We start from the raw sequence: 13,942 nt of genomic DNA, 5'->3' as shown, positions 1-13,942 counted from the left end.
CGGTTGCCCGACGCATCAAAATGCGATGGGCGGGTTATAAAGCACCCTCTTGCCGCGTCAAGCACACAAAAACCAAATAAACCAAACGAAAACAATAACTTGCAATTTAGGTATTATTTTACCCCATCAAGTCGGCGCATGTTGCAGCGGTTTTGACAGCATTTCCGACATGGTTTCCAGCGCGGCTTGCAAATCTGCCTCAGACACCTGTGGCGCAAGCGCAATACGCACCGCATTTGGCGCACGGCCATCCGCCAGCACATATTCATCTGCCGACTTGATCCGTATGCCTTCCGCATCACAAGCCCGCACAAACGTCGACCCACGCCAGCCATGCGGCAACTTCAGCCAAATGAAAGGCACAAACGGCCGCCAGCGTATGTCCCAGCTGCCCAGCACATTGACAGCCAGCTGCACTCGCTTGTTGACAAAGCGCTCAATCCGTTGACGGATCTCGTCTGCCTGACCGCTCTGGATCAGGTCAGCACAGATATCGAGCATCGGCTGCGGTAACCCGTAAAACATCGACTGCGCCACGTGCCGTGCAGTTTGCGAACTGCCCTCCGGAGCCACGAGGTAACCAAACCGCAGGGATGCTGAGACTGATTTGGTGAGCGAGCCGATATACCAGGCCCGATCCGGGCAAAGCGCCCGATAAGATGGCGTATCGGCCGGCCCTAAAGCGTGGCAATCGTCCTCAATGATTTGCAAATTATAGCGCCGGGCGATCGCTGCGATCTCCTGCCGCCGCTCAAGCGGCACTTTGATCGCTGTTGGACTATGCGCCTGAACCGAAGTCACAAGGACCTGCCCGCCGTGGCGCCTCAGCGCCTCTTCCAACTTCTCTGGCCGCATCCCATGCGCGTCCATCTCCACCCCGATAACTTCCGCGCGCAACAAGCGCCCGGCGTGCCGCACACCGGGAAAGGTCACCGCTTCGGTCAAAATCACCGGATGCGCGCCATGCAAACAACATTGCAACGCTGTCACCGAGGCATTCTGCGCCCCCATCGTCAGCACAACATCTTCCGCCGTGATCCGTCCCGCCACATCCGGCCCGATCCAGTTCACAACTGCCTGACGCGCATGCAGGTCCGTCGCAGACGTCGGACACAACAAATAGGACATATCGCCCTGCGCCGCGACGCGGGCCATCGCCTCTCGGATGACGCGATCCTGCCCCACATCCGGCACGCGTACCGCCCGCATATCGAGGTCTTCCGCTTGAGAAAGCGAGATCAACGGCTCCGGCGGTAGCACCGTCTCTGGCCGCCCGTCCGCCACAAAAGTGCCACGCCCAACAGTTGTCTCCAGCAGCCCCTCTTCCACCGCCAATTTATAGGCCCGCGCCACCGTTCCTGGCGTGATGCCCAATTGCCAGGCCAATTCACGCACAGGTGGAAGCTTCTCCCCAACTGGCAGGTGTCCACTGCGTACCGCCCCCCGAAGTGATTGTATCAATACAATGTATTTCGGGTCGGTGCAGCTATCAAAATTCGGCGGCCATATTGTATCAATCACAATGTTTTCCTCGCAATTGTGTCACAGCAGGGGTACATCACCCTTGTAACAAACTTGAGGATTGTATCAATACAATATTGGAGATGACCATGACAATGACCACAACAAACCTGCAAATCCTGACAAACCACAATGCAAATGCACAACTTCCAGTTGTTGCGCGCGCGGCGCTGTCGTTTGCGGCAGTGGTCACGGAATGGGACAAACGCACCCGCACCCGCCGAGCGCTCGCCAAACTGAACAAAGCGCAGCTGGAGGATATTGGATTGACCTTGCATGACGCCCGGATCGAGGCGCGCAAAAGAATGTGGCAGATCTGATCCCCGTCAGACGCCTCTTCCACTGGGTCGGGCTTGTCCCGACCCTTTTTTGTTTGGAGTCAGCTTTTGCGTGGCGGGATCGCGTAGGTCATATTGGCTCGCGCCACAGGCGCTTCTGAGCCTTCCGAGTATATCAGCACATTTGACACAGACAGCGTCCGCCCCAACTTCAACAGCTGCGTTTTAGCTATCAGGTCTTTGCCTGCTTCCGGCTTACGCATAAAATCCAGCGAACAATTGGTGGTCACGGTTAGCGCCTCTTTGCCAATAATGGCCATGGTCGCCACATAGGCCGACACATCCGCCAGTGCAAACATCGACGGACCCGACACAGTCCCACCAGGGCGCAGATGCCGTTCCTGTACCATCATCCGCATCACAGTGTTCACGCCGTCGATGTGCTCGACCACAAAATCATCTTTGACCTGTGGGAACACCTGTTCGAGCCAAGTGCCCATTTCTTCTGCTGTCATCACAGCTTGCATGCTTTTCCTCCGCCTCTCCCCGCGCTACCCTCGCGCCAACTTGGGAGGAGAGCAAGATGACACTTTTGGAACGTCGCGACACAAATGCGGTGGCACATCTCACCATGAACGCGCCTGAGCGGCTAAACGCGCTCTCTGACGAGATGCTTGCGGCCCTGCAAAACGAATTTGACGCCCTAAAAGAAGACACCTCCATCCGCGCCATCACGCTGTCGGGGCGCGGCAAAGCCTTCTGCGCCGGGCATGACCTCAAACAAATGACGGCCGGTCGCCAATCCGAGGATGGCGGACGCGCCTATTTTGCCGACTTGTTCAACTGCTGCGCCACGATGATGCAAAGCATTCAACTGCTGCCGCAACCTGTCATTGCTCAAGTGCACGGCATTGCCACCGCCGCCGGTTGCCAGTTGGTCGCCACCTGCGACCTGGCCGTGGCAGCCGAAGGCACCCGTTTTGGCGTGAACGGTGTGAACATCGGCCTGTTTTGCTCCACCCCCATGGTGGCCCTAACCCGCAACATTCCCCGCAAGCAAGCGTTTGAGATGCTCACCACCGGAGAGTTCATCGACGCCAGCCGCGCGGAAGCCCTCGGCCTGATCAATCGCGTGGTCCCGCACGAAAACCTGCAAACTGAGACCACACAGCTCGCTGAAACCATTGCACAAAAGCTCTCCGCCGCCGTGAAAATTGGCAAACGGACGTTCTATGAACAGTTGCACATGCAAACCGACCAAGCCTACGCCCACGCTGGCAATGTCATGGTCGAGAACATGCTCTACGCGCAGACTGAGGCGGGCATAGAGGCTTTCCTCAACAAACAACCACCGAACTGGGAGCAGTAGCCCGTTTCCAATCCCCAAACGGTGTTTTTCTAACAAAGCTGTGTCGAATCCAAATCAACTTGGGCACAACAAACACAACCGAACCACACACTTGTGTGGCACCAGTTCGCTAAGCGGATCGGCTCGTTACCGACCCGCGGGTTGCGCGTCGCCTCATTGGTCAACTTGTACTGCTTACTTTTGACCGGTGAGGCGCGCGCCTCTTTCTCATTCTAGCCCTTCCCAAACGCCGATCCCTGCCCTATGTCCGCCCCATGACAGAGACATTGCATATCGTTGGCGGCGGCATGGCCGGCGCGGAGGCCGCATGGCAGGCCGCAAACATGGGCGTGAACGTGGTGATCCACGAAATGCGGCCCAAGGTTGAAACCTTTGCACATCGCACCGGGCATCTGGCGGAAATGGTCTGCTCCAACAGCTTCCGCTCCGATGATGACGAACAGAACGCCGTTGGCTTGCTGCATTGGGAAATGCGCGCTGCCAACGGATTGATCATGGCCACCGCGGACAAACACCGTCTTCCGGCTGGTGGGGCGCTTGCTGTGGACCGCGATCCTTTTGCGGAATCCGTGACTGCCGCATTGATGGATCACCCCAATGTCTCCGTGGAGTACGGCGAGATTTCCGAGCTGCCTTCTGAGGGCCATTGGATCATCGCAACCGGTCCGCTGACCTCGAGTTCCCTGGGTGCGGCAATCCAAGAAGAGACCGGCGCGGACCGACTGGCCTTTTTTGATGCCATCGCTCCAATTGTCTATGCGGATAGCATCGACATGGACGTGGCCTGGCTACAATCACGCTACGACAAAGGCGACACCGAGGAAGAGCGCAAAGCTTATCTCAACTGCCCGATGACCAAAAATCAATACGAGGCGTTCATCGACGCACTCCTGGCAGCGGACAAAACCGAGTTCCACGAAGGCGAAACCGCCGGCTATTTTGACGGCTGTCTGCCCATCGAAGTCATGGCCGAACGTGGTCGCGAAACCCTTCGTTTTGGCCCAATGAAGCCCGTTGGGTTGACCAACGCACACAAACCGGACGACAAGCCTTACGCTGTGGTGCAACTGCGTCGCGACAACGCCTTGGGCACCCTCCTGAACATTGTTGGTTTTCAAACCAAGATGAAATACGGCGCACAAACCGAAGTTCTGAAAATGATCCCGGGTCTGGAAAACGCGTCTTTCGCTCGCCTGGGTGGCATCCACCGCAACACCTTCATCAACTCGCCAACACTGCTGGACGACCAGATGCGCCTGAAGTCACGCCCAAACATCCGCTTCGCGGGTCAGGTCACAGGCGTCGAAGGCTATGTTGAAAGCGCCGCAATGGGGCTTTTGGCGGGCCGTTTGGCCGCCGCCGAAATCCTTGGTAAAGCGCAAGACACCGCTCCGCTGAACACCGCCATGGGCGCGCTTGTGCACCACATCACCGGCGGTGCGGACGCCAAAACCTTCCAGCCGATGAACGTGAACTTTGGTCTGTTCCAACCGGTCGAAGGTCTCAAAGGTGGGCGTCGCGGTCGCAAAGATCGCTACAAAGCCTACACCGACCGCGCCAAAGCGGATTGGCAGGCCTGGATCGACGCCCAAGCGTAACTGGACCGCTCAAGCATCTTCCAATAACGTCTAAAGAGCGGGCCAATCGGACCCGCTCTTTTTGTGAAGACCCTTCGATAAGCGATTGAAACCGTGACCTTTATCACCCGCTTCGCCCCATCCCCAACCGGCCCCTTGCACTTGGGACACGCCTACTCGGCGATGCTGGCACACGACATGGCACAAGCCAATGGAGGTAAATTTCTCCTACGCATTGATGACCTCGACCAGTCCCGCGCACGCGATCACTGGGAGGCCCAAATCTACGATGATCTTGCTTGGCTGGGCATCACGTGGGAGACGCCCGTCCGCCGTCAATCCGACCACTTCGCAGACTACGACACGACATTGCACCAACTATCAGAAATGGGCCTCACCTACGCCTGCACCTGTACCCGCCGCGACATAGAAGCCTCAGCAAATGCCCCGCAAGAAGGCGTCCCCCAATTTGGCCCAGACGGGCGCATCTATCCCGGAACATGCCGCAACGCTGGACATTCATTTTCGGATGCCAAATGCATCCGCCTCAACATGCAAGCCGCCTGCGAACGGGCCCTGCCCGCGTTGTTTGAGGAAAGCGGTCCGGACCACACCGGCAAGCACGCATTGGATCTCGACACGATGGTCTCGGCTGTCGGCGACGTCGTTCTAGCCCGCCCCAATATGGCGGCGTCTTACCACCTGTCCGTCGTACTAGATGACGCCGCCACTGGCGTGACGGATATCATTCGCGGCGCGGACTTGTTTGACGCAACTGTAATCCATGTGGTGCTGCAAAACCTGCTGAACCTGCCCACACCGCGCTACCATCACCACAAATTGATCCGCGACGAAAATGGCAAACGCCTCGCCAAACGAGACGACGCCCGTGCCATTGGAAAATACCGCGCCGAAGGCGCAACCCCCGCCGACATCCGCGCCATGGTTGGCCTTTAGTCTTCCATCGGTTTCATCAGTTCCACGGTCTCACCATCGCGAACCGCCGTGTAAAAACACGTGCGTCGATTGGTGTGGCAGGCCGCGCCGGTCTGCTCAACAAGCACCAAAATACAGTCCTGATCGCAGTCATAGCGGAAATCGACCAGCTTCTGCACATGGCCCGATGTTTCACCTTTGATCCAGAATGACTGCCGCGAGCGGCTCCAATAGGTGACCTTTTGGGTTTCCAGCGTCTTCGCTACGGCCTCGGCGTTCATCCACGCCATCATCAGCACTTCGCCGCTTTGGCTGTCCTGTGCAATCGCCGGGATCAAACCCGCCTCATTGTACTTCAGCGCCTTAGGATCAAATCCCATACCATCGTCCTCTTTGCATCCGCGATTTTCCTCTCTATCTAGGAAAGGCGTAAAAAAGGAAACCGCGATGTCCGGCGAAACCGACCTGATCAAGCTCTACTCTGGCCAGATCCTGCAACTCGCAGCAACCATTCCACACACGGATCGGTTGGAGGCGCCAGACGCCACCGTGAAAAAGCGCTCCCCCCTCTGCGGCAGCACCGTGACTGTGGACCTCAAACTCGAAGACGGCCGCATCGCCTGGTTCGGTCAGGACGTGAAGGCCTGCGCTTTAGGTCAGGCTGCCGCCTCCGTTGTCGGTGCCAATGTCTTGGGTCAAAACCGTGAAGGCATCGAAGCAGCGCGTGAAGCACTCAAAGCCATGCTAAAAGAAGACGGCCCGACACCATCGGCCCCCTTTGACGGTCTTGAAGTTCTGCGACCCGCACGGGACTACAAAAACCGTCACGCATCGATCATGCTGGCTCTGGATGCCACCGCCGAAGCCTTTGATGCTGCCGAACAGGCCAACTGCGCCTAAACATCTACCTGTTTCAAGACTATGACAATCCAGCAAGCCGCGCCTTCCTGCGCGGCTGTTTGTCTGGGCACCAATCAAAAAAAACCGCCGCACTCCCCAATGGAAGGCGGCGGCAAGCGCAAGCGGTATCGCGTGGGACCCGGGCCATCCGACTTAGGGGGAGGCAGACCCCCAAGAGGACGATGAACAGGCAGTGTCAGTCGAGACGCATCAAATGGGGACAGATGCGCGGACGGACCGGCACGAATTTCGCAGGCAGAATTAGATCAGACTCACCACGTCACACTGAAACAAACACAAAAATTCACATCAAAGTTCACACAAAACCCGGGACATGCAGCGCAAGCACCAGCATGATCACCAGAGCCACCCCACCCACAGCATCCTGCAAAAGAGTGTCGCCAGAGTTGCGCACAACGGATTTGATTTGCTGCATCATGGTGGGTCTCCTTCCCGTCAGTCTTGTTGCTACTTTGTTCTCACATTGAGTGAGTCGAGTAAAGAATTTTTTGAGAACATTTGCGAACATTAAGGGAATTTTAAGGTCAAATTCAGCCTAACCCACTGAAATCAAACGGATCGCCTGATCCTGTTCCATCAACCATAAAAGAACACGCGCTGCCTGCCCGCGGTCGGTTCCCAAAGTTGGGTCATCATGTAACAGTTTGCGCGCATCAGTCTGTGCCACCGCCATCAGGCTTGCTTGCGTTTCAACATCTGCAATCCGGAACCGCGGCAAGCCCGACTGCGCGGTGCCAATCAAATCTCCTGCGCCACGCATCTCCAGATCCGTTTCCGCAATCACAAACCCGTCTTCACTTTCGCGCAGGGTCTTAAGCCGCTTCTCACCACCCTCTGTTAGAGGCGCTTGATACATCAGCAAACAGGTTGACGCCTGTGAGCCACGACCAACACGACCTCGCAATTGGTGCAACTGCGCAAGACCAAAAGCCTCCGCCCGCTCAATCACCATGATGGTCGCATTGGGTACATCTACGCCGACTTCGATGACCGTGGTGGCCACCAGGACCTGCGTATCTCCGGCCTGAAACGCCGCCATGGCCGCATCTTTTTCTTCGGGTGGCATCTGTCCATGCACCAGACCGCACACGCCTTCTCCAAGCGCACTGCGCAGCGCTTTGAACCGCGCATCCGCCGCCGTGTAGTCCACCCGCTCACTTTCCTCGACCAACGGACAAACCCAATAGGCTTGTTTGCCCTCAGCCACCGCCTTGCGCAGCTTCTCAACCACCTCGTCTAACCGCTCCGTGGAGATCAGCGCCGTGGTGATCGGCTGCCGCCCTGGAGGTTTTTCATCCAAAACCGAGACATCCATGTCGCCATACTGCGCCAGAGCCAGCGAGCGTGGGATCGGCGTGGCGGTCATCACCAACACATCTGCCCCCTCGCCTTTTTTGCCCAGCTCCAAACGCTGTCGCACGCCAAAGCGATGCTGCTCGTCGATAATCGCTAGCCGCAGGTCGGCAAAATGAACATCTTCTTGGAAGACCGCATGTGTCCCGACCAGAATGTGAATGTCGCCCCGCGCCAGCGCATCCAGCTTGGCGCGGCGCTCTTTGCCTTTGTCGCGCCCGGTCAAGACCTCAACCACTACGCCAGCGCTCTCCGCCAACGGTTGCAACCCAGCCATATGTTGTCGCGCCAAAATTTCGGTGGGCGCCATCATCACGCCCTGTCCACCAGCCTCGACCGCCACCAGCAACGCCATAAACGCCACCAAAGTTTTGCCTGCACCTACATCGCCTTGCAGCAGCCGGTTCATCCGCTGATCAGTTGCCATGTCCCGCGCAATCGCTTCAACCGCCCGCTCCTGAGCACTGGTTGGGCTATACGGCAGCGCCGCACGCACCTTGGCTTGCAACACCCCGGTCTGCACGGAAATCACCCCCTTGGCCCGCTGCAACTGGCTGCGCGCCAGAGCCAAGGTCAACTGATGTGCCAAAAACTCATCATATGCCAACCGCTCCCGTGCCGGATGGTTGGGCGATACCTGCTCCAAAGTCCCAGGCCGGTGCACCTGCTCCATCGCCTCACGCCAATTTGGCCACTTCGCTTTGTCCTTTTGTGACGGATCAATCCACTCTGCCAGTTCCGGAGTGCGGTCCAGGGCGGAGCGAACCGCCTTCACCATAGTCTTTTGCGTTACGCCATGAGTCAGCGGGTACACCGGCTCAAACGCGGGGATCTCCTCCGCCTCGTCCGGCGCAACGACGTATTCGGGATGCACCATCTGCGCGACGTTATCAAAAATCTCGACTTTGCCGGACACCACCCGCCGTGCACCTTCCGGCAGGATTTTCTTCAAGTAGTCTCCTCGCGCATGAAAGAAAACAAGCTGAAAGGAAGTCAACGCGTCCTGCACTGTGATCCGGTAGGCCCCGCCACGGTTGCGTGGTGCACGGTGCTCCCCCACCAAAACCTGCACGGTCACCACACCAGGCAGCTCGGCTTCATTCACAGAAATTTTCACCGCACGATCAATGCCCGAATATGGCAGCAAAAACAAAAGGTCACGCGGCTTGATGACGTCAATCTGCTCCAGATGCTGCGCCGTTTTGGGGCCAACACCATCCAGTTTTGTCACATCCGCAAACAGCGGAAACAGAAGCTCAGGACGTCCGCTCATAGGCCCTCGATCAGTGTCAGCCAGCCATCTTCATCGATGGTCTCGATGCCCAAATCAGCCGCCTTTTTCTCCTTGCTACCTGCGCCGGGCCCCGCCACCAAAAGATCGGTCTTCTTGCTCACGGAACCGGACACTTTCGCGCCCAAGGACTCTGCCCGCGCCTTGGCTTCTGCCCGTGTCATCTTCTCAAGTGAGCCGGTAAACACGACCGTTTTTCCGGCAACCGGACTGTCTTGTGTTGGCGCATCGGGCGATACCACGGTCAGCATGTCTACCAGCCTGTCAATCTCGCTGCGTTCCCGCTCATTGGCAAAAGCATCGGTAAGCGAGAGACCAACAGCCGCGCCAATGCCGTCGATCCCGGTCAAGTCATCCCAAGCCGCCTGGGCCTCGACAGACACCTTATGCGACGCCATCGCCAAATCTCTGGATTCTTTCACTTTGGCACGCCGCCCTTCAGCCTGCGCCACAAGCCGTTCGTGCTCTTCGGCCAGGTCCGCCGCGCGCCACGCCAGCGCAGCCGTCCGCGCTGTTTCCGCCGCAGTTGCCAAGGTCTCCCAAGTCAGGAAATGCAGCGCCAAATCCTTGGCTGCGGTTTCCCCCACATGCCGAATGCCCAAACCAAACAGCAACCGCGCAAAGGCTATCTCGCGCTTGTCCTCAATCGCGGCAAAGAGGTTGGCGACGCTCTTGTCCTTCCACCCTTTGCGGTTCGCAAGCTTGGTCAGGTTCGCGCCATCCCGTTCTGCTAGCGTGAAGATGTCCGCAGGCGTCCTAATCGGTAAATCGGGGTCATCATAAAACATCTCAATCTGTTTAGTTCCCAGACCTTCGATATCCAGCGCCTTGCGCGCCACAAAATGTTTTAGTTTTTCAACCGCTTGAGCCGCACAAATCATGCCGCCCGTGCAATGGCGAACCGCGTCGCCTTCCTCACGCACCGCAGGGGAGCCGCACACCGGACACAGCTCAGGAAACTGATAGGAAACCGCATCGTCCTGGCGCTTGGCTAAATCGACATCCGCCACTTTGGGTATCACGTCCCCGGCGCGGTACACTTGCACCCAGTCGCCTTCCCGGATGTCTTTACCTTCGCGAATGGTTGCGCCCTTGCTGTCCCGTCCGGCAATATAATCTTCATTGTGCAGGGTCGCATTGCTGACCACGACTCCCCCGACGGTCACAGGCGCCAATCGCGCCACGGGGCTCAACGCACCGGTGCGCCCCACCTGAATGTCAATCGCTTCCAACCGAGTCCAGGCCAGCTCTGCGGGGAACTTATGCGCAATAGCCCAACGCGGCGTGGTGGATCGGAACCCAAGCCGCTCCTGCAACGCCAGATCATTGACCTTATACACCACCCCATCAATGTCATAGCCCAGCGACACGCGCCGCTCTTCGATCACCTTGTAATGCGCAATCAGCGCCTCGGGACTGTCACACACTTTAGTCAGCTCATTGATGACAAACCCAAAGTTTTGAAGCCGCAAAATTGCCCCCATTTGCGTGTCCGCAAGGGATTCTGACAACTCGCCCCAAGCATAAGCAAAGAACTTAAGGGGCCGCTCACGGGTGACTTGTGCATCCAGCTGCCGCAAGCTGCCTGCCGCCGCATTGCGCGGGTTGGCAAACACCGTCTTGGGTTTCTTGCCCGCGGCCTCAAGCTGTTCGTTTTCCGCCGCGATCCGCGTATTCAACGCCTCAAAAGCGTCATGGCTCATATACACTTCGCCGCGCACTTCCAGCACCGCTGGCGCATTGACAATACTCTGGGGAATATCCGCAATCGTGCGCGCATTGGCCGTCACATCTTCGCCCGTGCTGCCGTCCCCTCGGGTCGCCGCATAGACCATCTCTCCATTTTCATAACGAATGGAGAGGCTTAACCCATCAATCTTCGGCTCTGCCGTAAACGCAAGCGGCTCACTGCTCAAGCCCAGATACTTACGAATGCGTTCGTCAAAATCCGCCACATCCTGATCTTCAAAGGCGTTGCCAAGGCTCAGCATGGCGACCTTATGCGCAATCTTGCCAAAGCCCTCGGAGGGCGCAGCGCCCACTTGCTCGGTCGGGCTATCAGTTCGCTTCAGCTCTGGAAACCGCGCTTCAATCGCGGCATTGCGCCGTTTGAGGCGGTCATACTCCGCATCCGAGATCGTCGGCGCATCCGCTCCGTGGTAGTCGCGATTCGCTTGACCTAACAACGCAGAAAGGCGCGCGAGGGCCTCGCGCGCCTGATCTACAGTCATATCTGTGACAGCAATCTCTTTGGCCACGGCCGCCTCCCTATTCTACCCTCCCAAGCAATAGGGCTGACAACCGTCAACGTCCAGAGGTCGCAGGCGCCTTAGGCGCGCATCGCCACTGGGTCGTCAGAGCCGGCAACCGGTTCCGGATCGCGCAGCACGTAGCCGCGGCCCCAAACGGTCTCAATGTAGTTCTCACCACCGGTCGCCTCCGACAACTTCTTGCGAAGTTTACAGATAAACACGTCGATGATTTTCAACTCAGGCTCGTCCATACCGCCATACAGGTGGTTCAGGAACATCTCTTTGGTCAGCGTGGTACCCTTACGAAGGGACAGCAGCTCCAGCATCTGGTACTCTTTGCCGGTCAGGTGCACAGGCTTGTTTTCGACCTCGACGGTCTTCGCATCCAGGTTCACGTTAATCTGGCCGGTCTTAATAACCGACTGCGAGTGACCTTTGGAACGGCGGATAATGGCGTGAATCCGCGCCACCAGCTCTTCGCGGTGGAACGGTTTGGTCAGGTAATCGTCGGCACCGTAGCCAAAGCCCTTGAGCTTGCTTTCGGTGTCATCCGCACCCGACAGGATCAGAATAGGTGTGTCGATACGGGATGTCCGCAGCTGACGCAGAACCTCGTGACCAGTCATGTCTGGCAAGCCCAGGTCCAGCAAAATAAGGTCGTAATCGTAAAGCTTCGCCAGATCGATGCCCTCTTCACCCAGATCGGTGGCATAAACATTCAGGTTGGCATGGGTCAGCATCATTTCGATGCTTTTGGATGTTGTAGGATCGTCTTCGACCAGCAGCACTCTCATTGGTTCGGCTTCCTTACGTTGGAGGGTTACTGTCGTTAACCTTAACGATTAAAGGTTAACGACTGGTTACCGATTTAGGAAGGTTAACAGAGATTGCCACAATTAGCGATATTTTTGAACGGCTGTCGCTTTCAACGCCTCGGTGCCATGGGTCGACACCGCTGTCACCCACTCATTAAATTCATCTTCACTTAAACTATACATTTCAAGTGCTTCGCGCTTGGTTATCAATCCATACGCCACGCCACGCACCACGGCCGCTTTGCGGGATGCCACCCATCGCTTGGTTTTGGCTGGGGGCAAGTCGGCACGCGTCATGACCTGACCGTCGGTCAGAGTCACACATCTGGGGCCTTCCACTTTCTTTAAAAACATCTCGCTCATCCTCTTGGTGGGAAAATAATCGCCCAAGGGACTTAACGAGGCCCTAAAGCAGCTCTTGAGAGTGTCTAAGATTTTCCTATATTCTCTTGGACTTCTGACCTGGAGAGACTCACCATGCCGCTTGATGGCGACACGCCCCTTAATTCGCTCGGTTTTGCCAAGCCCCCGTCTGAGACCCGCGTGGTTGTTGCCATGTCCGGTGGCGTCGACAGCTCTGTCGTCGCCGCCCAACTGGCAGACGAAGGCTACGATGTGGTGGGCGTGACCTTGCAGCTCTATGATCACGGCGCGGCGCTGGCCAAAAAAGGCGCCTGTTGCGCAGGGATTGATATCCATGATGCGCGCCGTGTGGCTGAGGAAAAGGGCTTCCCGCATTACGTTCTGGATTACGAGAACATTTTCCAAGACGCGGTGATCGATGAGTTTGCCGACAGTTACCTTGGCGGGGCCACGCCTGTACCCTGCATACGCTGCAATGAACGGGTGAAATTCAAGGACTTGCTGGAGACGGCGAAAGACTTGAACGCAGATTGCATGGCCACCGGCCATTACATTCAGCGCAAAATGGGTGCAGACGGCCCAGAGCTGCATTCCGCCGCTGACGCCAATCGAGACCAAAGCTATTTCCTGTTCTCCACAACGCCAGAACAGCTCGACTACCTGCGCTTTCCACTGGGCCACCTGCCAAACAAAGACGCCACGCGTGCTTTGGCCGCCGAATACGGCCTCGCAGTGGCAGATAAACCAGACAGCCAAGACATCTGCTTTGTGCCCAATGGCGATTACGCCAGCGTGATCGAAAAACTACGCCCTGGCGCCGCAGAGCCCGGCGATATCGTTGACAGCGAAGGTAATGTGCTGGGCACCCACGGTGGGGTGATCCACTACACCATCGGCCAACGCCGGGGGCTAGGCATCGGTGGCCTTACCACACCACTCTATGTGGTGAAGCTCGACGTGGAGAAAAAACAGGTCATCGTTGGTCCGAAAGAAATGTTGTCGACCCGCATCGTGCCTGTGCGTGAGATCAACTGGCTTGGCGACGAGCCTTTTGAAAGCCGCAAGGAGTGGCACTTTTCCGTAAAAGTGCGGTCCACGCGACCACCACGCGAGGCCATCTTACGACCAACCGGACCGGACACAGCAGAGGTGGAGCTGCTGACACCAGAAGAAGGCGTCGCCCCCGGGCAAGCTTGCGTGTTTTACGACAACGACAGTTCACGCATCTACGGCGGTGGCTGGGTCTGGCGCGGTTACTAAACCGCG

General features: G+C 57.4%; 14 protein-coding genes. 6 read left to right on the top strand and 8 right to left on the bottom strand.

Translation table 11 applies throughout. The features are described 5' to 3' along the window. Nucleotides 1–126: 126 nt before the first annotated feature. Nucleotides 127–1,521, bottom strand: a complete 1,395-nt coding sequence (locus Q0955_RS12805; RefSeq protein WP_299424768.1) for a PLP-dependent aminotransferase family protein — start codon at nucleotides 1,519–1,521, stop codon at nucleotides 127–129. An 89-nt stretch (nucleotides 1,522–1,610) separates the two neighbouring features. Here Q0955_RS12805 and Q0955_RS12800 point away from each other — a divergent pair, with 89 nt between their 5' ends. After that, nucleotides 1,611–1,841, top strand: coding sequence for a DUF1127 domain-containing protein (locus Q0955_RS12800; protein WP_299424766.1), 231 nt, complete (start codon nucleotides 1,611–1,613; stop codon nucleotides 1,839–1,841). 59 nt (nucleotides 1,842–1,900) lie between these two features. Here the strand turns inward: Q0955_RS12800 and Q0955_RS12795 are convergent, their stop codons facing one another. Then, a complete protein-coding gene (locus Q0955_RS12795; protein WP_299424765.1) occupies nucleotides 1,901–2,326 on the bottom strand; it encodes a PaaI family thioesterase in 426 nt (141 codons plus the stop codon). A gap of 56 nt (nucleotides 2,327–2,382) precedes the next feature. On the opposite strand from Q0955_RS12795, the gene Q0955_RS12790 reads away from it, so the two are divergent. The 3 genes from Q0955_RS12790 (at nucleotide 2,383) to gluQRS (ending at nucleotide 5,702) form a co-directional block, all read left to right on the top strand. Then, on the top strand, nucleotides 2,383–3,168 hold the full coding sequence (locus Q0955_RS12790) for an enoyl-CoA hydratase (protein WP_299424763.1): 786 nt from the start codon (nucleotides 2,383–2,385) through the stop codon (nucleotides 3,166–3,168). A gap of 254 nt (nucleotides 3,169–3,422) precedes the next feature. After that, nucleotides 3,423–4,766: a methylenetetrahydrofolate--tRNA-(uracil(54)-C(5))-methyltransferase (FADH(2)-oxidizing) TrmFO gene (gene trmFO, locus Q0955_RS12785; RefSeq protein ID WP_299424761.1), complete on the top strand. Its 1,344-nt coding sequence runs from the start codon at nucleotides 3,423–3,425 to the stop codon at nucleotides 4,764–4,766. Nucleotides 4,767–4,859: 93 nt separating this feature from the next. Next, entirely contained in the window at nucleotides 4,860–5,702 is an 843-nt protein-coding gene (gluQRS, locus tag Q0955_RS12780; RefSeq protein WP_299424759.1) for a tRNA glutamyl-Q(34) synthetase GluQRS, read from the top strand. On the opposite strand, the gene hisI is transcribed toward gluQRS, so the two are convergent. Then, complete coding sequence (gene hisI / locus Q0955_RS12775; RefSeq protein ID WP_299424758.1) at nucleotides 5,699–6,061, bottom strand: phosphoribosyl-AMP cyclohydrolase; 363 nt, start codon at nucleotides 6,059–6,061, stop codon at nucleotides 5,699–5,701. The genes gluQRS and hisI overlap by 4 nt on opposite strands. A gap of 67 nt (nucleotides 6,062–6,128) precedes the next feature. Here hisI and Q0955_RS12770 point away from each other — a divergent pair, with 67 nt between their 5' ends. Then, on the top strand, nucleotides 6,129–6,581 hold the full coding sequence (locus Q0955_RS12770; RefSeq protein ID WP_299424756.1) for an iron-sulfur cluster assembly scaffold protein: 453 nt from the start codon (nucleotides 6,129–6,131) through the stop codon (nucleotides 6,579–6,581). Between the two features lie 316 nt (nucleotides 6,582–6,897). Here the strand turns inward: Q0955_RS12770 and Q0955_RS12765 are convergent, their stop codons facing one another. From Q0955_RS12765 to Q0955_RS12745, 5 genes are all read right to left on the bottom strand, one after another. Then, nucleotides 6,898–7,020 (bottom strand): hypothetical protein, encoded by a 123-nt coding sequence (locus tag Q0955_RS12765; protein ID WP_271308124.1) that lies wholly within the window; start codon nucleotides 7,018–7,020, stop codon nucleotides 6,898–6,900. Between the two features lie 117 nt (nucleotides 7,021–7,137). After that, nucleotides 7,138–9,228: an ATP-dependent DNA helicase RecG gene (recG, locus tag Q0955_RS12760; protein ID WP_299424753.1), complete on the bottom strand. Its 2,091-nt coding sequence runs from the start codon at nucleotides 9,226–9,228 to the stop codon at nucleotides 7,138–7,140. After that, nucleotides 9,225–11,477, bottom strand: a complete 2,253-nt coding sequence (gene ligA / locus Q0955_RS12755; protein WP_299424821.1) for an NAD-dependent DNA ligase LigA — start codon at nucleotides 11,475–11,477, stop codon at nucleotides 9,225–9,227. Before ligA ends, recG begins: the two co-directional genes overlap by 4 nt. A gap of 98 nt (nucleotides 11,478–11,575) precedes the next feature. Beyond that, nucleotides 11,576–12,292: a response regulator transcription factor CtrA gene (ctrA, locus tag Q0955_RS12750; protein WP_299424752.1), complete on the bottom strand. Its 717-nt coding sequence runs from the start codon at nucleotides 12,290–12,292 to the stop codon at nucleotides 11,576–11,578. A 102-nt stretch (nucleotides 12,293–12,394) separates the two neighbouring features. Further along, on the bottom strand, nucleotides 12,395–12,667 hold the full coding sequence (locus Q0955_RS12745) for a DUF1153 domain-containing protein (RefSeq protein ID WP_299424820.1): 273 nt from the start codon (nucleotides 12,665–12,667) through the stop codon (nucleotides 12,395–12,397). Nucleotides 12,668–12,790: 123 nt separating this feature from the next. Here Q0955_RS12745 and mnmA point away from each other — a divergent pair, with 123 nt between their 5' ends. Continuing rightward, nucleotides 12,791–13,936, top strand: a complete 1,146-nt coding sequence (gene mnmA / locus Q0955_RS12740) for a tRNA 2-thiouridine(34) synthase MnmA (RefSeq protein WP_299424750.1) — start codon at nucleotides 12,791–12,793, stop codon at nucleotides 13,934–13,936. Nucleotides 13,937–13,942 lie beyond the last annotated feature (6 nt).

It is taken from the genome of uncultured Shimia sp. (assembly GCF_947493595.1).
In the GTDB taxonomy this organism is placed as follows: domain Bacteria; phylum Pseudomonadota; class Alphaproteobacteria; order Rhodobacterales; family Rhodobacteraceae; genus Shimia.
Note: the sequence above shows the minus strand (reverse complement) of the source record. Positions and strands in the feature narration are given on the sequence as shown.